Annotated in this window: 27 protein-coding genes; 10 read left to right on the top strand and 17 right to left on the bottom strand. The window is 73.4% G+C overall.

All coding sequences use genetic code 11. The features are described from left to right. The first annotated feature begins 61 nt into the window (after nt 1–61). From WN71_RS31785 to WN71_RS31770, 4 genes are all read left to right on the top strand, one after another. The gene (locus tag WN71_RS31785; protein ID WP_046583803.1) at nt 62–1,150 is read left to right on the top strand and encodes an ABC transporter ATP-binding protein; all 1,089 of its coding nucleotides are present in this window, start codon (nt 62–64) and stop codon (nt 1,148–1,150) included. After that, on the top strand, nt 1,147–2,037 hold the full coding sequence (locus WN71_RS31780) for an ABC transporter permease (protein WP_079178257.1): 891 nt from the start codon (nt 1,147–1,149) through the stop codon (nt 2,035–2,037). Before WN71_RS31785 ends, WN71_RS31780 begins: the two co-directional genes overlap by 4 nt. A gap of 118 nt (nt 2,038–2,155) precedes the next feature. Further along, nucleotides 2,156–3,088 carry a hypothetical protein gene (locus WN71_RS31775; protein WP_143074895.1) on the top strand — a complete coding sequence of 311 codons (933 nt, stop codon included), beginning with the start codon at nt 2,156–2,158 and terminating at the stop codon, nt 3,086–3,088. 207 nt (nt 3,089–3,295) lie between these two features. Continuing rightward, nucleotides 3,296–3,829 (top strand): 2'-5' RNA ligase family protein, encoded by a 534-nt coding sequence (locus WN71_RS31770; RefSeq protein WP_046583805.1) that lies wholly within the window; start codon nt 3,296–3,298, stop codon nt 3,827–3,829. Between the two features lie 73 nt (nt 3,830–3,902). Here WN71_RS31770 and WN71_RS31765 read toward each other — a convergent pair whose 3' ends face one another. The 5 genes from WN71_RS31765 to WN71_RS31745 all read right to left on the bottom strand — a co-directional run bounded on the left by WN71_RS31765 (nt 3,903) and on the right by WN71_RS31745 (nt 7,916). After that, complete coding sequence (locus WN71_RS31765; protein ID WP_046583806.1) at nt 3,903–5,294, bottom strand: aldehyde dehydrogenase family protein; 1,392 nt, start codon at nt 5,292–5,294, stop codon at nt 3,903–3,905. A 6-nt stretch (nt 5,295–5,300) separates the two neighbouring features. Beyond that, nucleotides 5,301–6,284 (bottom strand): fumarylacetoacetate hydrolase family protein, encoded by a 984-nt coding sequence (locus WN71_RS31760; RefSeq protein ID WP_046583807.1) that lies wholly within the window; start codon nt 6,282–6,284, stop codon nt 5,301–5,303. 6 nt (nt 6,285–6,290) lie between these two features. Further along, complete coding sequence (locus WN71_RS31755; RefSeq protein WP_046583808.1) at nt 6,291–6,581, bottom strand: putative quinol monooxygenase; 291 nt, start codon at nt 6,579–6,581, stop codon at nt 6,291–6,293. 145 nt (nt 6,582–6,726) lie between these two features. Continuing rightward, entirely contained in the window at nt 6,727–7,500 is a 774-nt protein-coding gene (locus WN71_RS31750) for an alpha/beta fold hydrolase (protein WP_052742930.1), read from the bottom strand. Then, nucleotides 7,497–7,916, bottom strand: coding sequence for a hypothetical protein (locus WN71_RS31745; RefSeq protein WP_046583809.1), 420 nt, complete (start codon nt 7,914–7,916; stop codon nt 7,497–7,499). The genes WN71_RS31750 and WN71_RS31745 overlap by 4 nt, the downstream gene beginning before the upstream one ends. Nucleotides 7,917–8,016: 100 nt before the next feature. Between WN71_RS31745 and WN71_RS31740 the strand changes: the two genes are divergently transcribed. Further along, entirely contained in the window at nt 8,017–8,679 is a 663-nt protein-coding gene (locus WN71_RS31740; protein WP_079178256.1) for a TetR/AcrR family transcriptional regulator, read from the top strand. Between the two features lie 420 nt (nt 8,680–9,099). Here WN71_RS31740 and WN71_RS41590 read toward each other — a convergent pair whose 3' ends face one another. Beyond that, a complete protein-coding gene (locus WN71_RS41590) occupies nt 9,100–9,255 on the bottom strand; it encodes a DUF6131 family protein (protein WP_143074894.1) in 156 nt (51 codons plus the stop codon). Between the two features lie 191 nt (nt 9,256–9,446). Between WN71_RS41590 and WN71_RS31730 the strand changes: the two genes are divergently transcribed. Continuing rightward, a complete protein-coding gene (locus WN71_RS31730) occupies nt 9,447–11,207 on the top strand; it encodes a RecQ family ATP-dependent DNA helicase (RefSeq protein WP_046583812.1) in 1,761 nt (586 codons plus the stop codon). A 53-nt stretch (nt 11,208–11,260) separates the two neighbouring features. Here WN71_RS31730 and WN71_RS31725 read toward each other — a convergent pair whose 3' ends face one another. Next, the gene (locus WN71_RS31725) at nt 11,261–11,572 is read right to left on the bottom strand and encodes a hypothetical protein (RefSeq protein ID WP_046583813.1); all 312 of its coding nucleotides are present in this window, start codon (nt 11,570–11,572) and stop codon (nt 11,261–11,263) included. 458 nt (nt 11,573–12,030) lie between these two features. On the opposite strand from WN71_RS31725, the gene WN71_RS31720 reads away from it, so the two are divergent. Further along, nucleotides 12,031–12,615, top strand: a complete 585-nt coding sequence (locus WN71_RS31720; protein ID WP_046583814.1) for a TerD family protein — start codon at nt 12,031–12,033, stop codon at nt 12,613–12,615. 107 nt (nt 12,616–12,722) lie between these two features. Here WN71_RS31720 and WN71_RS31715 read toward each other — a convergent pair whose 3' ends face one another. Next, on the bottom strand, nt 12,723–13,166 hold the full coding sequence (locus WN71_RS31715; protein WP_046583815.1) for a MarR family winged helix-turn-helix transcriptional regulator: 444 nt from the start codon (nt 13,164–13,166) through the stop codon (nt 12,723–12,725). A gap of 110 nt (nt 13,167–13,276) precedes the next feature. On the opposite strand from WN71_RS31715, the gene WN71_RS31710 reads away from it, so the two are divergent. Further along, on the top strand, nt 13,277–14,200 hold the full coding sequence (locus WN71_RS31710; protein WP_046583923.1) for a quinone oxidoreductase family protein: 924 nt from the start codon (nt 13,277–13,279) through the stop codon (nt 14,198–14,200). 91 nt (nt 14,201–14,291) lie between these two features. Here the strand turns inward: WN71_RS31710 and WN71_RS31705 are convergent, their stop codons facing one another. Genes WN71_RS31705 through WN71_RS31680 form a run of 6 tightly spaced genes read right to left on the bottom strand, consistent with a single transcriptional unit; the run spans nt 14,292 to nt 19,122 of the window. Next, a complete protein-coding gene (locus WN71_RS31705; RefSeq protein ID WP_046583816.1) occupies nt 14,292–15,566 on the bottom strand; it encodes a COG4705 family protein in 1,275 nt (424 codons plus the stop codon). Next, the gene (locus WN71_RS31700) at nt 15,563–16,873 is read right to left on the bottom strand and encodes a sensor histidine kinase (RefSeq protein ID WP_046583817.1); all 1,311 of its coding nucleotides are present in this window, start codon (nt 16,871–16,873) and stop codon (nt 15,563–15,565) included. Before WN71_RS31700 ends, WN71_RS31705 begins: the two co-directional genes overlap by 4 nt. Next, the gene (locus WN71_RS31695; RefSeq protein WP_046583818.1) at nt 16,864–17,517 is read right to left on the bottom strand and encodes a response regulator transcription factor; all 654 of its coding nucleotides are present in this window, start codon (nt 17,515–17,517) and stop codon (nt 16,864–16,866) included. The genes WN71_RS31700 and WN71_RS31695 overlap by 10 nt, the downstream gene beginning before the upstream one ends. Before the next feature lie 44 nt (nt 17,518–17,561). Continuing rightward, the gene (locus tag WN71_RS31690; protein ID WP_046583819.1) at nt 17,562–18,269 is read right to left on the bottom strand and encodes a phosphatase PAP2 family protein; all 708 of its coding nucleotides are present in this window, start codon (nt 18,267–18,269) and stop codon (nt 17,562–17,564) included. Further along, entirely contained in the window at nt 18,266–18,871 is a 606-nt protein-coding gene (locus WN71_RS31685; RefSeq protein WP_046583924.1) for a phosphatase PAP2 family protein, read from the bottom strand. The genes WN71_RS31690 and WN71_RS31685 overlap by 4 nt, the downstream gene beginning before the upstream one ends. Further along, on the bottom strand, nt 18,868–19,122 hold the full coding sequence (locus WN71_RS31680) for a hypothetical protein (RefSeq protein ID WP_046583820.1): 255 nt from the start codon (nt 19,120–19,122) through the stop codon (nt 18,868–18,870). Before WN71_RS31680 ends, WN71_RS31685 begins: the two co-directional genes overlap by 4 nt. A gap of 127 nt (nt 19,123–19,249) precedes the next feature. Here WN71_RS31680 and WN71_RS31675 point away from each other — a divergent pair, with 127 nt between their 5' ends. Continuing rightward, nucleotides 19,250–19,621 carry a BlaI/MecI/CopY family transcriptional regulator gene (locus WN71_RS31675; RefSeq protein WP_046583821.1) on the top strand — a complete coding sequence of 124 codons (372 nt, stop codon included), beginning with the start codon at nt 19,250–19,252 and terminating at the stop codon, nt 19,619–19,621. Beyond that, the gene (locus WN71_RS31670; RefSeq protein WP_046583822.1) at nt 19,618–20,547 is read left to right on the top strand and encodes a M48 family metalloprotease; all 930 of its coding nucleotides are present in this window, start codon (nt 19,618–19,620) and stop codon (nt 20,545–20,547) included. Before WN71_RS31675 ends, WN71_RS31670 begins: the two co-directional genes overlap by 4 nt. A gap of 102 nt (nt 20,548–20,649) precedes the next feature. Here the strand turns inward: WN71_RS31670 and rfbD are convergent, their stop codons facing one another. Genes rfbD through WN71_RS31655 form a run of 3 tightly spaced genes read right to left on the bottom strand, consistent with a single transcriptional unit; the run spans nt 20,650 to nt 23,614 of the window. Next, nucleotides 20,650–21,498 carry a dTDP-4-dehydrorhamnose reductase gene (rfbD, locus tag WN71_RS31665; protein ID WP_420856548.1) on the bottom strand — a complete coding sequence of 283 codons (849 nt, stop codon included), beginning with the start codon at nt 21,496–21,498 and terminating at the stop codon, nt 20,650–20,652. A 32-nt stretch (nt 21,499–21,530) separates the two neighbouring features. Then, nucleotides 21,531–22,550 carry a dTDP-glucose 4,6-dehydratase gene (rfbB, locus tag WN71_RS31660; protein ID WP_420856546.1) on the bottom strand — a complete coding sequence of 340 codons (1,020 nt, stop codon included), beginning with the start codon at nt 22,548–22,550 and terminating at the stop codon, nt 21,531–21,533. Next, nucleotides 22,547–23,614 (bottom strand): glucose-1-phosphate thymidylyltransferase, encoded by a 1,068-nt coding sequence (locus WN71_RS31655; protein ID WP_046583825.1) that lies wholly within the window; start codon nt 23,612–23,614, stop codon nt 22,547–22,549. Before WN71_RS31655 ends, rfbB begins: the two co-directional genes overlap by 4 nt. Between the last annotated feature and the right edge of the window lie 295 nt (nt 23,615–23,909).

The following is a 23,909-nucleotide window of genomic DNA, read 5'->3' as shown; positions in this document are numbered from 1 at the left end:
GAGGCCAACCCCGCCGCGGGCGGCCGGCCCGCGCGAGACATCCCTGGACGAGGAGCCGACCATGCAGCCGACCGCCGGTGACGACTCCCGCAGCCGCACGACCCCCGGCCCGCGCCCGGCCCGCGCCCGGCCGGCGTACGCCATCAGCACGCGCGGCCTGGTCAAGAGCTACCCGGGTGCCGACGGAACCAGCACCCATGCCGTCCGCGGCCTGGACCTCGACGTACTCGAAGGCGAGACCTTCGCCTTCCTCGGCCCCAACGGCGCGGGCAAGTCCACCACCCTCGCGCTGCTGTGCGCCCTGACCCGCCCCACCGCGGGACGGGCCACGGTCGCGGGCGCCGACGTACTCGGCCGCCCCGACCAGGTACGGAGCCGGGTCGGGATGCTCTTCCAGCACAGCGCCCTGGACCCGGACCTGACGGCCGAACAGAACCTGTACATCCACGCCCGCCTCTACGGACTGAGCCGCCGCCACACCCGCCGACGCGTCACCGAGACGCTCGAGACGGTCGCCCTGGCCGACCGCCGCCGCTCCCTGGTCCGGACCCTGTCCGGCGGTATGCGCCGCCGGCTGGAGCTCGCCCGCGGTCTGCTGCACGCGCCCCGCGTGCTGTTCCTCGACGAACCGACCACCGGACTCGACCCGCACGCCCGTGCCCAGGTCTGGGAGCACCTGCGCGTCCTGCGCGACCGGCAGGGCAGCACCCTCTTCGTCACCACCCACTACCTGGAGGAGGCGGAGCACTGCGACCGCCTCGGCATCATCGACCACGGCCGGCTCGTCGCCCAGGGCACCCCCGCGGCGATGAAGGCCGCGATCGGGGACGACCGGGTGGCGCTGCGCACCGGCGACGACGCCGCGGCCCGACAGGTCGTGGCCCGGACCGTGCCGCCCGGCCGCACCGTCACCCTCGACACCGAGGGAGTCTCCGTGCGGCTGCCCGACGGCAGCGCGTGGATTCCCCGCCTGTGCGCGGCGCTGGCAGCCCACGGCGTCGCGGTGCACGCCGCGTCCGCGGCCCCGCCGACCCTCGACGACGTCTTCTTCCACCACACCGGCCGCAGCATCCACGCCGCCGCGGCCCCCCGGACCCCGACCGTCCCGCTCGCGGACCCACCCGCGTCCGCAACCGAGGAGGCCCCGTGACCGCCCCCGCCCTGCCGGCCGCGGACGCACCCGGTACCCGCGAAGCCCCCGGCCTCCCGGCCGGCGCCCGCCGCGGGCTCCTGCCTCTCCTGCGCCACGAACTGCGCGCCGTCCACGCCCTGGTCCACCGCGATCTGCTGCGCCTGCGCGCCCAGCCCACGCACACCGCCCTGATGCTGCTCCAGCCGGTGCTCTACCTGTTCCTCCTGGGGGGTGGTCTGGCCGCGCTGATCCCGCACTCCGCGCTGGGCGTCGGCTACCGGACGTACCTCTTCCCGGGCATTCTGATCATGACGGTCCAGGCCCCGGCCATCGTTGTCGGAATCCGGCTGATCACCGACCGGCAGAGCGGCTACCTGCGCGAACTCCTGATGGCCCCGGTCAGCCGCCCCACCCTGCTCCTCGGCAGCTGCGCCGGCGGCACCCTCGTCTCCACGATCCAGGGCGCCGTCCTGCTCGGTCTGGGCGGCGCGGTCGGCGTGCCCTACGACCCGCTCCTGGCGGCCCTGCTGATCGCCTGCATGATGCTCGCCTCCTTCACCATCACCGCGCTGACCCTGCTGCTCGCCGTGAGCCTGAGCCGGCCCGAGACCTTCCAGATGCTGCTCGGCCTCGTGATGATGCCCCTGCTGTTCCTCTCCGGCGGCTTCTTCCCCCTGGAGAACATGCCGGGGTGGACCCGCGCCCTGACCGCCGCCAACCCGCTCGCCTACGGCGTCGACCTGCTGCGCCGCAGCATCGCGCTCCGTGTGCCCGGCCAGGCGGACGTCGTGGGCATCGAGTGGTCCGGCCGGCAGCCTTCGCCGTTCCTGGAGGGCGCCGTGCTGCTGGTGGCCGGCGTGACCGCGCTGCTCTGGGCCGCGCGCCGCTTCAGCAGGGTCGAGTGACGAGGTCGATCGACGCCGTCGCGGCGGGGACACGGCGTGGGGCGTGATTTCAGCCTGGCGAGTGACGGACGGCGTCAGGATGCTCGAATGTCCGCGAGCAGGCGGTAGCTTCGGCGCCGTGAACGAAGACCGGGGCCGGGAATGGAGCGAGGGCACATCGGACGACCTCGTCGCCGACGCGCATGCTCGCGGGGTGGCGAGGGCGGGCACGCGGATGGTGGCCGACTGGGTCGAGCAAGGACTGCTCGACCGCCCCAGACCGCGTCCAGCCGCCGCGAACGGCACGGAACCACGGGTCTTCCCACCGTCGCAGCGTGACCTCTTCACCCGCCTTCTGGCCGCGCGCGAACGCCCGGTGCCGGGACGGGTCGGCCAGCGCTCCCTGGTCCGTGTCGTGCTGTACGTCTGGCTGATCGACGACGACGTGGTGCCGTTCGCGCAGGCGCGCCGGGCCCTGCGTACGTACGCCCGTTCCGCCGGCCGGCTGACCGCCGTCAGGAGCCGGGAGACGGCCCGCGCCGTCGTCGAGGAGCTCGCGCATCCGTCGGCGGGTGCCAGACAGCGGCGTGCCGCGCAGGTGGCCGTCGAGGAGTGCGAGCGCACCGGACGCCTCGACCGGGAACGGCTGACGTCCGTCCTGACCGACCTGTGCTCGCCCTGGCCCGCGGGGCCGGGGGCACCGAAGGTCGAACGGGCGCGCTCGGGCCCGTTCGGACCGGCCTCGGTCCAGCACTACCTGGCCAGGTGGCAGGCGACCCGGCGCACGATCGGGCACCTGCGGCAAGCGGAGACCGACGAGGCGACCCTGGACCGGGCGCGTATGGCGTACCGGCGCAACTGGGCCGACTACCAGGCGAGTCGAGCGGCCTGGGCGGCGGGCGACGGGGCGTTGGCCGGCTGCTTCGCCGACCTCGCCACGGTGGAAGGCCGGGCGACCGACGCGGTGAACGCCTTCGTCGACCGGCTCGCGGACGAGCTCGGGCTGCTGACGGCCGGGACCCCGGCCGCGGACGCCATCGGCAGCAGACGGGCCTATCGGCAGGTCTCGTGACCGCGGGCTCCCGCGGAGGCGCCCAGGGGCGCGGGCAACGCCCGACGGCTCACGCGGATGCGCCCACAGGGGCCGCGGGGAACGGCCCGACGAGCTCCCGCGTACGGGTGACGCCGCGTGAGCCCGGCGCGGCCTGACCGGGCGGAGCGGGACTCGGGCGCCGAAGAGAGCGCCCGTTCCCGCAGGTGACACGGGTAGGCTGCGCCGGTGCGCACGGTCGAGATCTTGTTGGACGAGGCGGCGGACCTGGTGGTCCGGGAGGCCTGGCGGCGGCTCGCGGACGCGGGGCTGCCCAGTCAGGCCCGTCACCGCTCACCGACCAACAGCCCCCACCTCACCCTGGCCGCCTGCCCGGAGCTGACCGCCCCGATCCGATGGGAACTCGCCGAGGTGGCCGCCGTACTGCCGCTGCCGGTGCGGATCACCGGAGTGGTCCGCTTCGAGCGGCCCACCTCGGTGCTGGCCTGGGCCCTCGAACTCGACCCCGCCCTCGCCGACGTGCACCGCCGGGTGTGGGACGCGGTGGTCTCGGACAGCCCGCCGGAGACCCTCAACCCCTTCCACGCCCCCGCGCGCTGGAGCCCGCACGTCACCCTCGGCCGGACCCGGCGGGCCGGTGCCTTCGCCGACCGGCGCATCCCCGAACTGCTCCCGGCACCGCCGTTGCCGGTCCGGCTCACCACGCTGCGCAGCTACGACACCGAGACCGGCGCCCTGGAAGTGCTGAAGCCCCGTCCCTGAGACGGCCGTTGCCCGACCTGCCGGGCGCGGGGCAACCCCCGTTACGGCCCGCGGGCATCGGTGGCCGGGCCGCTCACGCCACCACCACCGTACGGACGTTGGTGAACGCGCGGACGCCCTCGGCCGAGAGCTCCCGCCCGTAGCCGCTGCGGCCGGTGCCGCCGATCGGCAGCCGCGGATCGGAGGCCACGGCGGAGTTGACGAACAGCGCGCCCGACCGGATCCGACGGCCCACCGCCAGCGCGTGCTCGGTCGCGCCCCACACGGCACAACCGAGCCCGAACGCCGTGTCGTTGGCCAGTTCGACCGCGTGGTCGTCGTCGCGGGCCCGGACGATCGCGGCCGCGGGCCCGAACGTCTCCTCGACGAACGCGGTCATGCCCGGCACGACATGGTCGAGCACGGTCGGCGCGACGAAGTAGCCGGGTCCCTCCAGCGCCTCGCCGCCGGTCACCAGCGTGGCGCCCTGCCGCACCGTCTCCCGGATCTGGCGCAGCAGTTCCGCGCGCAGGTCCGGCCGCGCCATCGGGCCGAGCGTGGTGGAGGGCAGGGCCGGGTCGCCGACCTTCAGCAGCCCCACCCGGTCGACGAAGGCGGCCACGAACGCGTCGGCGACCGCCTCGTCGACGATGAACCGCTTGGCCGCGACGCAGCTCTCGCCGACGTTTCCGAAGCGTGCCGTGACCGCGGCGGTTGCGGCGGCCTCGACGTCGGCGTCGGCGAGGACGACGAATGGGTCGGAGCCGCCGAGTTCGAGCACCGAGGGCTTGATCGCGGCACCGGCGACCGCGGCGACCGCCGCCCCCGCCCGCTCGCTGCCGGTCAGGGTCACCGCGGCGATCCGCGGGTCGCGCACGATCAGTTCGCCGACCTCCGCCACGTCCGCCGCCGCGACCACCACGGACCGCAGCAGGCCGGCGGGCGCGCCCGCGTCGGCGAACAGTGCCTCCAGGGCGAGCGCGGCCCCGGTGACGTCCGGGCCGTGCTTGAGCAGCACCGCGTTGCCCGCCGCGACGGCGCCCGCGGCGCACCGGATCACCTGCCAGAAGGGGTAGTTCCACGGCATGACCGCGAACACGACCCCGAGCGGCTCGTACGACAGCCACGAGCGTGACCGGCCCGCCTCGACCGGGTGGTCGGCGAGCCACTCGGGGGCCTTCTCGGCGACGACCTCGCAGTTCCAGGCGCACTTGTCGATCTCGGCGAGGGACTCGGAGACCGGTTTGCCCATCTCGGCGGTGATCAACGCCGCGTAGTCGTCGCGGCGTTCGCGCAGCAGCTTGCCGATGTCGCGCAGCAGCGTGAGGCGTTGCGCCGGCGCGGTGCCCTGCCAGACGAGGGCGGCGGCGTGGGTCCGGGCCAGCGCCTCCTCGACGGCCGCCCGGTCGTGCGTCGGATAGCGGGCGAGCACCTCACCCGTGGCCGGATTGCGGGTGACGACCTCGCGGTCGGTGGGGAAGGCCATGGTGGATCAGCTCTCCTGACGTGCGCGGCGCCGGGCCGGCGGGACCGGGGGAGGGACGTCCTCGGCGGATTGGACGATCTCGTTGCGGACGGTGCCGAGGCGGTCGATCGACAGCTCCACCACGTCCCCGACCCGCAGCGGCGGGGGCTCGAGCACGCCGTTGCGTCCCCAGGACTCGGCGAGCGAGCCGGAGGCGCAGGTGCCGGAGGCGAGGACCTCGCCGGCCTTCACCCACGAGGCCCGCGACGCGTGCGCCACCAGGTGCTCGAACGACCAGCCCATGTGGCCGGACCGGTCGGAGCCGACGCGCACGCCGTTGACCGCGACGGTCATGCCGAGGTCCAGGAAGCCGTCCGCGTCGCGGCAGCCGTCCAGTTCGTCGGGTGTGACGATCCAGGGGCCGATCGTCGTCGCGAAGTCCTTGCCCTTGGACGGGCCGAGCTTCAGCTTCATCTCCCGGCTCTGGATGTCGCGGGCCGACCAGTCGTTCATCACGCAGTAGCCGCCGATGGCCGCTCTGGCCTGCTCGGCGTCGGCGTTGCGGACGTCGCGGCAGATCACGGCCGCGATCTCCAGCTCGAAGTCGAGACGCGCGGTGTCCGGCGGCATGGCGATGTCGTCGTACGGCCCGGTCGCGGCGTGCGGCGCCATGAACAGGAACACCGGGGCCTCGTACCACTCCTGCGGCGGGCCGGGGTTGCCGTGGCCGCGCTCCATGCCGTCGACATGGGCCTCGAAGGTGAGGAAGTCCCGCATCGCCACCGGCCGGACCGGCGGCAGCAGCACCAGGTCCCGCGCGCCGATCCCGTCCCTCCGGGCGGCCGTGTCGGCCGCCGCCGCCCTGGTCGCGCCGTCCGCGGCGAGCAGGGACACCATCTCGGTGCCGGGTTCGAACGGATGGATCCGCCATGTCGGACCGTCGTCCACCACCAGCCCGACGTGGCGCGCACCGGGCGGCTCGGTACGGCGTCGGAATGCGGCGAGCCTCATCGGAGCTCAGCCGATCGTCTCGTAGAACGCCCGCTCCCGGTTCGCGAGCGCGGGGATCGCCTGGCCGTGGCCGTACTCGGCGAAGTGCTCGGACGCGCCGTGCGCCGCGTACGCCGCCTCGTCGTCGTAGACCTCGAACAGGCGGAAGACGCCCGGCTCCTCGGGGCTCTCGTACGCCTGGTAGAAGCGATTGCCCGGCTCCTGGCGCGAGGGCGGCGTGAGCTTCTCGACGGCGTCCCGGACGACCTCCTCCTGTCCCGGCCGGGCGGTCCAGATCGCCGTCACGACGTAGGCCATGGGTGACTCCTTCGCAGAGGGTGGGGCGGCGACTCGCCTGGTTCGCGAGTGCCTTCACCGTAGGTTCGTGCGCCGCCCCCCTCATAAGCGTTTCTGGCGATGCCAGACATCACGCCGCGGGAACGCCGGTCGCCCGCGGCGGCCGTCAGGCCTCGGGCAACCGGGAGTGGACCGCGCGGACCAGGTCGGCGAAGGCGTCCGGATCCTGGAGCGGGAAGAGGTGGTCGCCGGGGGCGTGGGAGAGCCGGACGGGGGTGCCGGCGGCGCGTACGGCCTCGACAAAAGTCCGCTCCTCCAGGCGGAAGAGAAGGTCGCGGCGGCCGTTGACGAAGCGGGTCGGGGTGCGCAGCCGGGCGGCGAGGCCCAGGACGTCCGTGCGGCGCAGTTCGCCCACGGCCTCGCCGAACGCGCGCCGGGCGAAGCCGCCGGAGATCACGGCCTCGGCGCACTCGGGCGTGGTGTGGCGGCGGAAGAGCCGGGCGTTCGCCTCGGCGCTGCGCACCTCGCCCCGGCGCTCGTCGATGCGGGCCGCGGTCGTGTAGGCGAGCGCCTTCCAGCCCCGCGCCCGCGCGGTCGAACCGCACACCAGCAGCCCGCGCACCCGTTCGGGGCGGGCGGCCGCGTGGGCCACGGCCACGAAGCCGCCCAGGGACATGCCGACCACCAGGGGACGGCGGCCGGTCGCGTCGTGCGCCTCGGCGACCGCGGCGTCCAGCGCCGCCACGGCCGCGTCGAGGGTGAACGTACGGGCGCGCAGAGTGCCGTGGCCGGGCAGGTCGGGGGCGCTCACCCGGAAGTCGGGCGAGAGCCGCCGGATGTGCGGGAGCCACATGGCGGAGGAGACGCGGATGCCGTGCACCATCACCACGGCGGCGCCCGCCGCGCCGCCGTCGAAGGGACGCGGTCCCGGCGGGGTCACGGCAGCCTCCGCGCTCCGGCCGCCTGCGGCCGGGGAAGCCGTGCCGTGGCGCGCCGCAACAGCGCCGTCCCGCGGTCGAGTTGCTCACGGGCGCCGACGTACCGGGGGACGTCCAGGGAGCGGGCGGCCCGTTCGGTCAGGAAGCAGCCGGGCACGATGGCGGCCGCGCCGAGGGAACGGAGCCCGGTGCGCAGGGCCTGGTGGACCGGGGCGGCGACGACGACGCCGTCGGCCTCGGTCAGCAGGTCCGCCGTCAGGGCCGTCCAGGCGGTCGTCACCTGCCGGGTGCCGGAGCCGTAGAACATCAGGGACCTGATGCCCTCGACGACATGGCGGGCCGGCAGGAGCCGTCCGATCGTGTCGAGGTGGGCCGGGAGGGCGCCGGGCGGGACGGCGACGAGGGTGACGAGGAGCATGCGGTTCCCTCTGGGTGCCGAGCGGGTGCGCAGGTACCGCCACCCGATCAGAGATTGCAACGCAACGGTGCGTTGCAATCCTAGGGTCTGGATAGGATGGATGCAACACAACGTTGCGTTGGTGTCTCTTGTAGTGGCGGCCGGTGTGGAGGCGACAGTGGTGGGTGGCGGAGCGGCGCAGGCGCGGACCGGGGAGCGGAGCGGCCCCCGCCGCAAGGAGGAGATCTTCGCGGCGAGCCTGGAGCTGCTGGCCGGACAGGGCTACGACGCCTTCACCATCGAGGGGGTCGCTCTGCGTTCGGGGGTCAACAAGACCACCATCTACCGCTGGTGGCCGTCCAAGTCGGAGCTGCTGCGCGACGCCCTGCTGCACTCCGGGACGCTCGCCTTCGACCTGCCCGACACGGGGAGCCTGACCGGCGACCTGACCGAACTGGCCGTAGGCGTCGAGGGATTGCTCGGCGAGCCGGAGGCGCGGGCGGTGGTGGAGGCCGCGCTGGTGGGCGCCGTACGCCATCCGGCCATGCGTGAGTTGGTGACCCAGTTCCTGGAGGACCGGCTGGGCCGCCACCAGCCGCTGTTCACCCGGGCCGTGGAACGCGGCGAACTGCCCGCCGACCTCGATCCTGCGCTGCTGGTCGACGCGGTGGCCGGCGCCCTGTGGATCCGGCTGCTGGTGCGGCGCAGGCCGGTGCCGGACGGCTTCGCCGCCCAGCTGGTCGCTCTGCTCGCGGACGGCATCGCAGCGGCTCGGGAGAGGTAGGGACGAAGAGAGGGCGAGGCCGTGCCGGAACCACCCTTGGAGCAGGAGGCGGGGGCGGACCTGCGGGCACCGCTGGCGGCCGTGACGGACACGCGGGCGGAGCGAAGGGCAGCCGTGCCGGACGCCTCGGCGGAGCGTAAGGCCGCCGCTGAGGCCTGGCGGATCCCGCTGTCGACGGTCCCGGAGTCGGCGTCGGCCACCGTGTCAGCGCGTGTCGCCCTGCCGGGCCCGGTTCGGCGTCGCGTCACCGCGCACGGGACCGGGTGACCCCGCAGGAACGATAGTGCCGCGAACGCGGCACGCGTCCGACTCCCCTCCGGCCGCGTGCCGTTCGCGCTCGACGGTGCGTCGGGAGCCCTGCTCCGCCGCCGGGTCCGACGACGGACAAGGCCGGTGAGGGCCGTCGAGGACGGCGGCCGGTCACCAGTAGTGGCGTCGGCCGGCGACCGCGTGGCCCGTGGATCCCATGAGCCAGAAGACGGCGCCGACCACGGCCAGAATGACGCCGAGGGTCCACAGGATCGATACGCCGGTGAGGAAACCGACGACAAGCAGGATGATGCCGAGTGCGATCACGAGGGGCCTCCTGGCGTAGTGGTGTGCTGATGGCGATCGGGTGCCCCGTCACGGCCAACTCATCCGGCCCGGCTCGAAAATCGGTCCGCGCCCCGAGGACGCGGCACCGCGCTGTCGCCGGAGGGCCGTGATCCGTGCCGCCGGGGGTATACGAGCGCCCGAACCCGCCGGAGAGCAGCGTCAGGAGTGCCATGCGCGTCAGGGCCGGACACGTCAGGGCTGGATACGTCAGGGCCGGATACTTCAGGACCAGGTCCCTCAAGAAGCGCCTGCGGCGGTGCGCCGGTGAGGTGTTCGGCTGGGAGCGGCTGCGGCCGTCCCAACTCGACGCCATGACGGCGGTGATGCAGGGGCGCGACACCGTCGTGGTGATGCCGACGGGCGCGGGGAAGTCCGCCGTGTACCAGGTGCCGGGCGTGCTGCTGACGGGACCGACCGTCGTGGTCTCGCCGCTGATCGCACTCCAGCGCGACCAGGTCGCCCATCTCGCGCGGATCGAGGGGCGCGGCGCCTCCGCCGTCAACTCCGCGCAGGGCGCGCGGGACAACGAGGCCGTGTGGGACCGCGTGCGCGCGGGCCGGCTGGACTTCCTGTTCGTCTCGCCCGAGCAGCTCGCGAAGGACGAGGTGATCGCGCGGATAGCGGCGGCCGCGCCCGCGCTCCTGGTGGTCGACGAGGCCCACTGCGTGTCCACGTGGGGGTACGACTTCCGCCCCGACTACCTGTCCCTGCGCCATGTCCGCGCACGCATCGGCGGGCCCCCGCTCCTCGCGCTCACGGCCAGCGCGGCGCCCCCGGTCCGGGCGGACGTCGTGGAGCGGCTCGGGATGAACGAGCCGTACGAGGTGGTGGCGGGGTTCGACCGCCGCAACATCTCGCTGGAGGTCGTACGGCACCGGGAGAACGCGCACAAGCGCCGGTGGGTGGTGGAACGGGCGGCGGCCGAGGCCAAGCCCGGCATCGTCTACGCGGGGACGCGGCGCGAGGCCGAGGAGTACGCGAAGGAACTGGCCGCGCTGGGTTTCGACAGCGCCCCGTATCACGCGGGGCTGTCGGCGGGGGAGCGTTCGCGCACGCACGACCGCTTCCGGGACGGCGCGCTCGACGTGGTCGTCGCGACCTCCGCGTTCGGCATGGGCATCGACAAGCCCGACATCCGCTTCGTGCTGCACGCGTCGGTGCCGGGTTCCCTCGACACGTACTACCAGGAGATCGGCCGGGCGGGCCGCGACGGCGAACCGGCGCGGGCGATCCTCGCGTACCGGCCCGAGGACCTCGGTGTGCAGCGGTTCCGGACCGGAACGCCCCCTGATCCCGAGGTGCTGGGAGACCTGATCGACGCGGTCCGCGAGCACCGGGGAGCGGTCACGGCGACCGCTCTGCGCGAGCGCACCGGGCTGTCCCCGACGCCGCTCACGTCGCTGCTGCACCTGCTGGAGGAGGCGGGGGCGGTGCGCGTGCGGCAGCGCGGAGGTGTCCGGGCCGTGCCCGGCGCGTCCCGGGACGCCTGCGTCCACGAGGCCCTGCGCATCGCTTCCGCCCGGGTCAGTCTCGAACGGTCCCGGGTGGAGATGATGCGGGCGTACGCGGAGACGAGCGGCTGCCGCCGGCGCCACCTGCTCGGCTACTTCGGAGAGACCCTGCCGGCGGACGGCTGCGCCGGCTGCGACATGTGCGCCCGGACACGGCATGCGACCGAGGTGCCCACCCGTGCCGGAGACGTCCTCTCCGGCACGGACCCCGACCCCCTGGCCCCCGCGCCGGCCGACGGCGCCTTCCCGCCCGGCACCCGGGTCGGGCACGGCAGATGGGGCGAGGGCGAGGTGATGAGCGAGGACGGCGACAGGATCACGGTCCTGTTCGAGAGCGTCGGCTACCGCACCCTGTCCCTCCCCTCGATCCACGCCCGAGGCCTCCTGACCCCGATCCCGCCCACCGCGTCACGCGGCTGACACCCCAGTTCGTCTGCCTGCGCCGCTGAACTGCCGGACGGGCCGGTCCCTGGCTATCCCCAGAAGCTGTAGAAGACGAGGCACAGCCCGGTGCCGTGGACGAGCGCGGCCGAGAGGAGGGCCAGCCATGGTGTACGGCCCCGCCGCTGGGCCCAGCGAAGGCAGAGGGCCATGACGGTCCCGGCCACCGCCAGCGAGACCCAGGGACCGAAGAAGGCCACACTCGCCCAGCCGTCGCTGTCGCAGGCCGGGGGGTGGTCCGTGTTCCCGCAGCCGTCGCCGAGAAAGCAGAACAGGAAGAGCAGTGCCCCGTTGAGGAGGGCGGACGCCCCCAGCAGCAGCCCCGACACCACGGCGAACGTCACCTCGGCCGGCGACCGCCGAAGCGGCAGCGGCGGCCCGAACCCGGGCTGAGGCGCGGGAGGTCCGAAGCCGGGCTGGAGCGGAGGGGACCCGAAGCCGGGAGGGAGAGAAGGAGGGTTCGGGTTCGGGGAGTTCATGGCGCCGCCTCGGCTCGCAGTGGTCGTGGGCCGCGCACGTCACGTCGGCGGCCCTGCCTCACTCTGTGCCACAGGCGCCCGCCCGACATCGGTACTTGTACCTAGTACGGCACCCGACGGCGTGCGTACGTGGTCCGGCCGGTTGCGGTGGACCGGGGCATCGACAGACGCCCGGGCCGACCGGCAGTCTCGCCCGGAGCGGGTGCGTGGAACGGGTGCGTGCACCGGTCGTGTGCGTTCACGAGGACCCGTCACCCGGGACCGCGAGGGGGCCAGGCACACTTTGGGTGTTGTAGTCCCCATGACATGAGGATCGGCCACATATGATCACGCTCACCAAGGAAGACGGCCCGGCGGACCTGGACGGAGTGACCCACCTGTCCCTCGGGGTCTCCTGGGATCCCACGGCCGGTGCCAGCGGCGGGATGATGGGAAAGCTGCGTCGCAAGAAGGGCACCGACCTCGATCTGATCGCCATCGCCATGCAGGGCGGGGACCCGGTCCGCCTCGCAGGGCTCGACTCGCTCGACCCCATGGGCAACGGCTCGCTCCTGCACAGTGGTGACAACCAGACCGGGCACGGTGACGGTGACGACGAGACGGTGACCGTCGAGTTCGGCCGCATACCGCCCAACATCACGTCGATCGTGTTCGTCGCCGCCGCGTTCAAGAAGGGCAGTTCCTTCCAGATGGCGCGCAACATCAGCTTCAAGGTCTACGACGCGACCGGCGGCAGCTCCCAGCAGGTCGCCGACATCTGGCCGAGCCTGCTCACGCAGGACAACGGCTGCGCCGTGGCCAAGGCGATGAGGGTCGGCTCCGGTTGGAAGCTCGAGGTGATCAACACGACGGGCAAGATCAAGCAGGGGGACGAGCACGCGCTGATGCGTTTCGCCGTCAGCAAGTAGGACGCCGCCGAGGCCGGACGGGGCGCCAGGCGCGTGTGCGCGCGCTGCCCCGGCGGCTCGCGGCGGGTCGCGCCGGACCGGGGAATTGCCAGACAGGCCCAGGCCGGTCAGGCCTCGTACACCCGGTTCATCAGCTCCATCAGCTGCCGGCCCTCCGTCTCGCTGAGCGGTGCCAGCAGCTCGGCGTTGGCGCGCTCGGCCAGCTCCGCGCACCGTTGCAGGGTCCGTACACCCGCGGGCGTGATGGTCACCGCGTTCTTTCGGCGGTCCCGTGGGTCGGGCGCGCGCACGGCGAGTCCGGCGTTCTCCAGGTGGTTGACCAGGAGGACCACGTCCTTCGGGTCGAAGCCCAGTCGGCGCACGAGGTCCGCCTGGGCGACGGGGCCGTGTTCGCACACCGCGGCAAGGACGGCGTGATGGGTCAGCTTCAGTCCCTCCTCGGCGATCGCGTGGGCGACCAGGTCGCGGCCGCGCGCCGCCACCCGGCCGGCGAGCCAGCTCGGCAGGGACTGGATGTGCGTCAGGGCGCGCGAGGGTTCGGCGCGGGTCATGGGTGCAGGCTATCCCAGAAACCATTGGGCTTCCCAATGGTTCGGCGCTACGCTGGCATCCGTTGGAACTCCCAATGATTCCATTCCTCGTGTCCCACCTGGAGGTGTTCATGCGTCGCGTCCGGCACCAGCCCGATGGCGGCCCCGAAGCCCTCGTCATCGAGGAGGCCCCCGTCCCGGACCCCGGCCCCGGTGAGCTGCTCGTGCGCACCGAGGCGATCGGGGTCACGCTCCCGCTCGTACGGAAGGTGCGGGAGGCGGTCGCGCCCGTGTCGCTGGGCGGCGAGGTGGCGGGCACCGTCGTCGCCCTGGGCGACGGTGTCACCGGATTCGCCGTGGGGGACCGCGTCACCGGGCTCTGCTTCTCCCACGGATACGCCGAACTGGCCGTCGTCCACCAGGCGATGGCCTCGGCCGTTCCCGACCGGGCGAGTGCCGTCGACGCCGTGGCCCTCGTCCGCAGCGGCCTGGTGGCGCTCAGCGCCTACGCGGCGGGGCGCCCCCGCCCAGGCGACGCCGTGCTGGTCACCGCCGCGGCCAGCGCGGTCGGCACCCTCGCCGTGCAGTACGCGAAGGCGGACGGCGCCTCCCGCGTGGTCGCGGCCGTCGGCAGCGCCGCCAAGGAGGCGTACGTCCGCGCGCTCGGGGCCGACGAGGTCGTACGGTACGACGACGCGTCCTGGGGCGATCCGGTCGATGTCGTCCTCGACGGCGTCGGCGGCGAAGTCCTCGGGCCCGCGGTGCGCGCCCTGGCCCCCGGCGGCCGTCTGGTCGCCTTCAGTTCGGGCGGCGGCACCGTCGACGCGTACGAACTGCTCGTCCGGAGCGCCTCCGTCATCGGCTTCCAGATGGCGGCCGTCGCCCGGGGCGAGCCGGAGACGTACGCGCGCCGGCGCGACGAGCTCTGGGAACTCCACCGCGACGGCGCGCTCTCCCCCCGGGTGTTCGCCGAGATCCCGCTCGCCGAGGCGGCCCGCGCCCACGCGATCATCGAGTCCCGCCGCAACCTCGGCAAGGTGGTTCTGGTTCCCTGACGACGGGGGCGGGGCGGGGGCTGATCGTGGGCGAGCGCGATCCGGTCGGCCTCGGAGGCGCCGGGGAGTCTCCGTCGGCTCGGCGGGGCCCTCAGCTCATGTCGGTGAGGAGCGTGCGGAGTTCGGCCTCCTGGTGTGCCGGGGACATCGGCGGGTTCGAGTGGTCGATGCCGAAGGTCTTCAGGACCTGGTCCATCTGTGCGTCCAGGAACGTCCAGCCGGTGTTGTCCAGCGGCTGCAGCGAGGCCTGGTCGGCGTCCCAGAGGTCGCGCAGCGACTGCGCGGCCTTGTGGGCCCCGGCCGCGTTCCCCGACCGCGCGTCCTTCAGTGCGGTCGAGGCGAGCGTCCGCAGCGCGTCGACCTTCGGGGACGGGAACTTCTGTACGGCGACGCCGGGCGCGAGGTGCACCGTGGAGGTGGCGTCCTCCTCCGGCGCAGGTCCGACGTGCGGCCGGCCGTGCGCCCAGAACAGCAGGGCCCCGGTCGCCACGGCGAGCAGCGCGAAGCCCGCCAGTGCGACGCGTTCCCTGCGCGGGTCGGCGATGGCCTGCGGGGTGTGGGAGGCCTCGTAGGTCTCGGTCACGTCGGAGCGCGTCACCGTCAGGTAGAGGACGGTGGCCAGGATCAGGCCGAGGAAGATCAGGCTGGTGGTGAAGGTGCCCAGGGCGAGGCCGGTCGGTTCGCCCGGCTGGGCGACCTTCGGGGAGGCGAGCCAGTCGCCGATATTGGCGCCCAGCGGGCGGGTCAGGATGTAGGCGAGCCAGAAGGACAGCACGGGGTTCGCGCCGAACTTCCGGAACAGCGTGACCGACGCGATGAGGCCCAGCGGCAGCAGGACCGAGACGCCGGGGCTCCAGCCGGTGAGTTCGAGGGTCCAGTCGCCCGTCGCGGTGCCGAGCGCGAAGGTGACGAGAACGGTGAGCCAGTAGAACGACTCACGCGACGGCGTCGTGACCGCGTGGATCGAAAGCGTCCGCTCGCGCAGCCACCACACGCCGAAGACCACGGCGAGCAGGACCGAGAACACCGCGGTGCTGATCCACAGTGCCACGTTGAGCTGGTCGGTCAGGATGTCGGTGTACAGCGTGCCCGTGACACTGACGACGACCACGGTCAGCCAGTACGGGAACGGGACGTACCGCTTCAGCCGCAGCTGGACGGCCAGGACCACCACGAACACGCCGGTGAAGATCCATGCCGTGTTCACCAGGCCGACGCCCAGCTTCATGTTGATCCAGTCGGCGAAGCTCTCCCCGACGGTGGTGCAGAGGATCTTGATCACCCAGAACCAGACGGTGACCTCGGGAACCTTGTTCAGCATCAGACGCCCGCCGCGGCGCGTGCGGGCCTCGCTCGTCGTTGTCATGCGCCGAGGTTGGCCCGGACAACCTGCACACAACCTGACTGCGCGAGCGCCTCCGGCGCGGGGAAGGTCACCTCGACGCGGCCGTGGCCGTCCGCGACCGCCCGGACCGCCAGGCCCGCGGACGCGGCGAGGCGCCGCACCACCGCCAGCCCCAGCCCGTGCCCGTCTCCGCTGGTCACGCCCGCCTCGAAGACCTGGTCCACCTCCGCCGGAGCGAACCCGGGACCGTCGTCGAGGACATCGACGACGACCCCCTGGGGCCGGACCCGCGCCGTGACCCACACGCGCGAACGCGTATGGCGCAAGCCGTTCTCCAGCAGGGGCGACAACACCGCCACGACGAGTTCGGCCGCCACGGCGACGTCGATGTCGTCCGGGACGGCGAGTTCGACCGAGCGCCCCGCGATGGCCCGGCGCGCCGCCGCCCTGAGATCGCAGCGGGTCGCGCCGTCGATCCGGGTCCGGGCCGTCCCCAGAATCGTCGTGATGGCCGTGTCGAGGCGGTCGACCTCGGTCAGCACGGAGCCCGGTGTCACCGGGTGACCGGAGAGCTGCGCCAACTGCGCCTCGCCCCGCAGGACCGTCAGCGGCGTCCGCAGCTCGTGGGCGATCTCGTCGGTGAGCCGGCGCTCGTCGGCGAGGGCGTTGTCCACGCGGTCGAGCAGCCGGTCGAGGGTTCGTCCGAGTTCCCCGAACTCGTCGCGGGGAACGCCGAGGTCGAAGCGGCGCCCGGGTTCGTGGTCGCCCCAGTCGTCGGCGAGCGCGGCCATCTCGTGCACCACCCGCAGCGCCCGGCGCACCACGAGATGCGCGACGACGCCCGCGAGCAGGATCGAGATGCCGCCCAGGACGAGCGAGAGGGTCAGGCTGCGCCGCTCCGACGTCTCGTACGGCGTCAGATCCACCCGTACGACCGCCACGACGCGGTGGCCCGCCAGCCGGACCGGCTCGGCATGCAGAAGGTACCGTCCGGCCGTGGTGGTCCGGGACCGCTCGGAGCCGGCCAGCGCCTCGACCCGGTCGAGCACGCCGTGCGGCACGATCCCGTCGACGAGGGTTCCGTCGGCATACACCCACGAGACCGTGTCCAGCGCTTCGTTGCCGCCCTCGATCAGTACGACGTGGCCGTGGCGCTCGGCCACGTTCGCCGCCACCGCCTCCGCACGCGAGTGCGCCAGAGCGCTCGCGTCGGCGTCGGTCACCTGGCTCAGCAAGACGTGCGACACCACCACCAGGACCGCGACCACCGCCGTCGCGATCAGCACCGCGAGCGCGACGACCCGCTCGCGAAAGCCCGTCACTCCCATCGGTAGCCCACCCCGCGGACGGTCCCGAGGCGTTCGGCCACGCCCAGCGCCCCGAGCTTGGTCCGCAGCCGACGCACGTACGAGTCGAGGGTGTTGTCGCTGACATGAGCGCCGTGCGGCCAGCCGGCGGCGACAAGGGCGTGCCGGCGCACCGCGTCGCCCGGCGAAGCGATGAGCCTGCCCAACAGCCGGAACTCGGTCGGCGTGAGACTCTTGCTCGTCGAACCGTGGAGCACGACATGTCTCGCCGGATCGAGGACGACGCCTCTCGGCGGCGTCGTCGCGGTCGTCCTGCGCAGCAGGGCGCGGACCCGCGCCAGCAGTTCGGGGATGTCGAACGGCTTCGTCAGGTAGTCGTCGGCTCCCGCCTCGAAGCCGCCCACCTTGTGATGCACGCCGTCCAGCGCGGTGAGCATCAGCACCGGGCTGTCGATGCCACGTGCCCGCAGCGCCAGGCAGACATCGCGGCCGTCGGCGTCCGGGAGTCCGAGATCCAGGACGATCAGGTGCGGGGCCGGATCGAGGCGCCGCAGCAGACCGTCCGCCGTGGCGGTGACCGCGATCGAGTGCCCGTCGTGTTCGAGCGCGCGCTTGAGGACGTCACGGACGGCGTGATCGTCCTCGCACACCACAATGAAAGCCACCGGCAGATCCTTGCTAGTACCCCGACAGTTCTCTGTTTCCCTGCTCAGCAGGAGGCTTGGAGGCCGTCGGCTCCTGCGTGCCTCGCGTCCGGCTCCGTCGTGCCCGGGTTCCACGGCTCTGGCAGCCACCTCACGACGGCGCACAGGCACACGCCCAGCCAGCCGAGGGCGAACAGCCAGCCGCCGACGACATCGGTGAACCAGTGCACGCCGAGGTAGACGCCGGTCAGCCCGACCAGCGCGCCCCATCCGCCGATGGCGAGGGCCAGCGGGATCCTGCCCCGTGGGCGGCGCACGCAGACCGCGCATATCAGCAGTCCCGCGGTGAGGGCCGCCGTGGTGGCGGGGCCGGACGGGAACGCCCAGCCCGAGGCATGCGCGTCCCAGCCCGCCGCCGGTGGGCGCGGCCGGGCGACCGACGCCGTCGCCGCGTACTCCAGGAGCCGGCCCGTGCCGAGGTAGGCCAGGCAGAGCGCGACGGCGAGCGCGCGTCGGCGCGGGGTGCGGCCCGCGATGATCCCGGCGAGCGCCGCCAGGGCGTACGGGACGACACCCGTGGCGGTGGCGGTCAGCCCGTGGGCGAATGCCACCGCCACGTCCGGACGACGACCGGCGGACCAGGCCGACAGGTCGTGGTCGGCGAACAGCGGCGCGCCGGCGTGGCCCACCTCGACCATCGTCAGCACGGCGAACGCCGTCCACGCGCCGAGGCCGCAGCTGCCGGCCAGTTCGGTGACGTCCCCGCGTTTCACGACGCCGCCAGCAGCCTGTGCAGCCGGGTGGCGGCGAGCCGGTCGGCCAGCGCCCCGGCGTGCCTGCGCACCACCGGCATGACGAGCAGCACGGTCAGGGCACCGGTCAGGACTCCCGCGAGCACGTCGTGGGGGTAGTGGGCGCCGACCCAGACCCGCGAGGCCGCCATCGCCCCGGCGGCGATCAGGGCGACCCGGCCGAGGCGGCGGGAGACGAAGAGCAGGGCGACGGCCGCGGCGGCGGCGACGGCCGCGTGGTTGCTGGGGAAGGACCAGTCGCCGGGTGCCGGACAGGCTTCCAGCGTGACCACCCGCAGGCTGCGGCAGGGTCGGTCCTCGCGCACCAGCAGCTTCAGCGCCGCGTCCGCCCCGTAGGCGACGACCACGACGAACGGCACGGCGAGGGCCGTCACCGACGCGGCGCCGCTCGCCCGCCGGGCCCGCCACCAGGCGACGGCCATGAGGACGGCGAACAGGGCCAGACCGTACGTCGACCACGCCGACACGGTGTCGTCGAGCCAGGTGGGAGCGTGCCGGGCCAGGTCCACCACGTCGGTGTAGGCCGGGCCGTCGACCGACGAGCCGTCGAGGGCGGGGATCATCCGCGGGCCGCCTTCGCCGCCGCGGCCCACCACGCGGTGCGGGCGATCCCGGCGCGCGTCCCGGGAGCGTCGTCCGGCCGGAGGGATCCGGAGGGCGGGCCGGTCGCGGCGAGCGTCACCACCCCCGCGCCCGGCACGCCGAAGGCCGACAGCGGCGAGGGCACGTCCAGCGCGCCCAAGGCCGGCAGCGGCGCGCGCGCGTCCAGGACGTTTCCGGCGAGCTGCGACGATAGGTGTACGGCTGTGGTCATCGTCGGGAGCCCTTTCGTCGTTCCTCGTGAGCGTCGGGCGCGGCGCAACGGCGGCACCCGACGAGCGACTACAATCCTGTAGACGGTCTACGTCACTGTAGACGACGGTGGAGTGAGGGACGTTCCCATGACCGACGCACGGGACGAGAGGCGGCCTGCGGGCGAGCTGGAAGCCGCCGTCATGGCCGCGCTGTGGGCGGCCGGGGCCCCGCTCACGCCCGGCCGGGTGCAGAGCGAACTCGGCTGGGACCTGGCGCGGACCACGGTGGCGACGGCACTGGCCCGACTGCACGAGAAGGGCGTCGTCAGACGCGAGCGGCAGGGGCGCGGCTACGCCTACGTCCCCGTGCAGGACGCCCAGGGCCTGACCGCCCGGCGCATGCACACCGAGCTCGACCGGGACGCCGACCGGGAGACGGTCCTGGCCCGCTTCGTCGCCCAGCTCAGCCGCGGCGACGAACAGGTCCTGCGCCAGCTCCTGGACGGTGACGGCCGATGACGGCCCTGCTGCTGCTTCCGCTGATCCTGCCCTTCCTCGCGCCGCCGCTGGCCCGCCGGACCCTCGCCCGTCTCGCGCCCGTCGGCGCGCTGCGCGTCCTCACCGCCTCGGCCCTCGCTCTGGCGGGGGCCTGTGTCGCCGCCCTCGGCGCCCTCGTCCTGACCGGACTGCTCAAGATTCCCGCCCTGGCCGCCCTCGGCGAGCTGGTCCACCCCCTGCACACCCCCTCGGACTACCTCGTCCTGCCCGCCGCCGCGGCGGCGACCGGAGTCCTCGCCCTCGGCGCGCTCACCCTCGCCCGCACGGCGCTGCGGCAGACCCGCGCCCTGCGCAGCGCCCGCACCCAGGCCGGCCGCCGGCCCGCAGCCGGTGACCTGTGCGTCGTCGAATCACCCCACCCGGACGCGTACGCCCTGCCCGGACGGCCCCACCGCATCGTCGTCACCACCGCGATGCTGCGCAGCCTGACACCCGCCGAACGCGAGGCCCTCTTCGCCCACGAGCGGGCGCACAACCGGGCCGGCCACCACTACTTCCTGGCCGCGGCCGAACTCGCCGCGCACTGCCATCCCGCGCTGCGCGGGATGCGCGACACCGTCCGCCTCGCCGCCGAGCGCGATGCCGACGAGGCCGCCGCGGAGACCGTCGGCGACCGGCGGCTGCTCGCCACGGCCATCGCCCGCGCCGCTCTCGCCGGCCATGCCGCCCCCTCGACCCGCCCGGAGGGCGCTCTCGCCGCGACGACCGGCCCCGTGCCGCAGCGCGTCGCCGCCCTCCTGGCACCTCAGGAGGAGCGCCCGCGTGCCGGACGGTGGACCGCGTGCCTCCTGGTGGCCTGCACACTCCTGTCCGTCACCGCCGGGACGGTCGGCATCGCCGACTTCCACCACCGGGTCGAGATCGCCCAGGGCGAGAGCGGACCCTGACCGGTGTCGCACAGGGCTGAACCGGCCCCTGACCGGTTCCGGCCCGGCGGCCGGCCACGGAGGTGGCCGCGGCCCGCACCGCGCGGGACCCGGCGTGCCGGGTCACCGGCGCTCGGCGGCGAGCAGTGCCGGGAACGCCTCCCGCAGGGCCTCGCGCCAGTCGCGGATCGGCTCGATCCCGGCGGCCGCCCAGCCGTCGTGGCCGAGGACGCCGTAGGCGGGCCGGGGCGCCGGGCGGGCGTAGGCGGCGGCGGTGGTCGGGCGGACCCGGTCCGGGTCCGCGCCGAGCAGCCGGAAGACCTCCCGGGCGAGGCCGTACCACGTGGTGTCACCGCCGCTGGTGGCGTGGTAGATCCTGGCCGGGGCGGCACCGGCCGTCGCGGAGCGCCCGAGGCGCAGCAGGCGGTCGGCGAGGTCGGCGGTCCACGTGGGCTGGCCGCGCTGGTCGTCGACGACGTCGAGGGTCTCCCTGACGCGCTCCAGCGCGATCATCGTACGGACGAAGTTGCCGCCGCCCGCGCCGTACAGCCATGCCGTGCGCACCACGTATCCCGCATCGGGGAGCGTGGTCAGCACCGCCTGCTCGCCGGCCAGTTTGGTGCGGCCGTAGGCGCTCCGCGGGGCCGTCGCGGCGTCCTCGGCGTACGGCGAGGCGGCGTCGCCCGCGAAGACGTAGTCCGTGGAGACCTGGAGCAGTCTGGTGCCGGTCCCGGCACAGGCCGCCGCCAGGTTGCGGGCGCCGTCGGCGTTGATCCGGCGGGCCTCGGTCTCCCGGGTCTCCGCGTCGTCGACGGCCGTCCAGGCGGCGCAGTTGACCAGCACGTCGGGCCGGTGCTCCGCGACGGCGGCGTGCACGGCCCGCGGGTCCGTGACGTCGAGGTCCCCGCGGGTCAGGCCGACGGTTCGTTCGCCGTCCGCCGCCAGCCGGGCCAGGAGGTCCTGCGCGAGCATTCCGCCCGCGCCGGTGATCAGCCACGTGGAGGTCACAGCGCCGCCCGCTCCTTCAGGGGCTCCCACCAGTCGCGGTGGTCCCGGTACCAGGCGACGGTCTCGGCGAGGCCGGTGGCGAAGTCCTTGCGGGGTTCGTAGCCCAGTTCCGTGCGGATCTTGGTGCAGTCCACTGAGTAGCGGCGGTCGTGGCCCTTACGGTCCTGGACGTGTTCGACGCTGTCCCAGCCGGCGCCGCAGGCTTCGAGGAGCAGCGCGGTGAGTTCCTTGTTGGACAGCTCGGTGCCGCCGCCGATGTTGTAGACCTCGCCGGCCCGGCCCTTGGTGCGCACCAGTTCGATGCCCTGGACGTGGTCGTCGATGTGCAGCCAGTCGCGGACGTTGCCGCCGTCGCCGTAGAGCGGGACCTTCCTGCCGTCCAGCAGGTTGGTGACGAACAGCGGGACGACCTTCTCGGGGAAGTGGTGGTGCCCGTAGTTGTTGGAGCAGCGGGTCACCCGCACGTCGAGGCCGTGGGTGCGGTGGTACGACAGCGCGATGAGATCGCTGGACGCCTTGGCCGAGGAGTAGGGCGAGTTGGGCCGCAGCGGGTCGGTCTCCGGCCAGGATCCCGCCTCGATGGAGCCGTAGACCTCGTCGGTGGAGATGTGGACGAACGTCCTGACGCCCGCCCGGTGCGCGGCGTCGATCAGGGTGTGCGTGCCCACGACGTTCGTGCGGACGAACTCCGCGCCCCCGTCGATGGATCGGTCCACGTGCGACTCGGCGGCGAAGTGGACGACCTCGTCGTGCTCGGCCATCAGCTGCCCGACCAGCCGGGGGTCGCAGATGTCGCCCTGGACGAACGCGAAGCCGGGGTGGGTGCGTACGGCGTCGAGGTTGGCCGGATTGCCCGCGTAGGTGAGCTTGTCGAGGACGGTGATCGTCACGTCGCCGGGACCCTGAGGGCCGAGCAGGGTGCGGACGTAGTGGGAGCCGATGAAGCCGGCGCCGCCGGTCACCAGGATTCTGCTGGTCGCTGTGCTGGTCATTGTGCTGGTCGTGCTGCTGGTCATGAGGAGATCTGCACCTTGCTGTGGTCGCCGAGGACGAGGCGGTGGGTCGCGGGGTTGCGGGGCGCGGGGGTGACCTGGACGTTGCGGCCGATGAGCGAGGTCTCGATCCGTCGGACGCCGGTGATGGAGGACTCGCGCAGCACGATGGAGTACTCGACCTCGCTGTCCTCGATCCGGCAGTCCTCGGAGATGGAGGTGAAGGGGCCGATGTACGAGTCGCGGATCACCGAACCGGGGCCGATGACGGCGGGGCCGACGATGCGCGATCCACGGACCTCGGCACCGGCCTCGATCCGCACGCGGCCGATGATCTCGCTGGACTCGTCGACGGTGCCCTCGACGCCGGGCCGGAGTGTCTCCAGGACGGAGCGGTTGACCTCCAGCATGTCGGAGACGTTCCCGGTGTCCTTCCAGTAGCCGCAGACGGTGGTCGAGCGGACGTCCTTGCCCTGGTCGATCAGCCACTGGATGGCGTGCGTGATCTCCAACTCGCCGCGCCAGGAGGGCTCGATGGCACGGACGGCCTCGTGGACGGCGGGGGTGAAGAGATACACCCCCACCAGCGCGAGGTCGCTCTTCGGATGCCGCGGCTTCTCCTCCAGGCTCCTGACCCGTCCGTGCGCGTCGAGTTCGGCGACACCGAACGACGTCGGATCGGGCACCCGGGTCAACAGGATCTGCGCGTCGGGCCGTTCCGCGCGGAACGCGTCGACGAGGCCGGTGATGCCGCCGACGACGAAGTTGTCGCCGAGATACATCACGAAGTCGTCGTCACCGAGGAACTCCCGTGCGATGAGCACCGCGTGGGCCAGGCCGAGCGGCTGGTCCTGGGGGATGTACGTGACGTCGATCCCGAGCTTCGAGCCGTCCCCCACGGCCTGCCGGATCTCATCGGCCGTGTCGCCGACGACGATGCCGACGTCCGTGATGCCGGCCTCGGCGATGGCCTCCAGTCCGTAGAACAGCACGGGCTTGTTGGCCACGGGCACCAACTGCTTGGCCGACGTGTGGGTGATCGGGCGCAGGCGGGTGCCCGAACCGCCCGAGAGAACAAGGGCTTTCATGCGCGGCACGCTGGGTCCTGTCAAGTCGGCCTCCGTTTGCTGGGTCACGGTGCGCCGCGTCCTTACGGGCGCTTTGTGAACTTCTTACGAGTAAGAGCCCGGTATGGCGTCACTTTGATGTGATGGCGCTCGGCCCGGTCGGCGGAGTGCGTCCTCCGGCGCCGGGCGGCCCGGGAGCTGCACTCTACAACATGTAGTAGGTTGAGCCGTGCGAGACGCCGGAACCCCGCCGACGGCCGTTCCCTCCCGCCTTCCACCGGCCACGAGAGCCCCCGGCCGACGCTCCGGGGCCGAC

Source organism: Streptomyces mangrovisoli (assembly GCF_000974985.2).
Classification (GTDB): Bacteria; Actinomycetota; Actinomycetes; order Streptomycetales; family Streptomycetaceae; genus Streptomyces; species Streptomyces mangrovisoli.
This window is presented reverse-complemented; position numbering and strand designations above follow the sequence as displayed.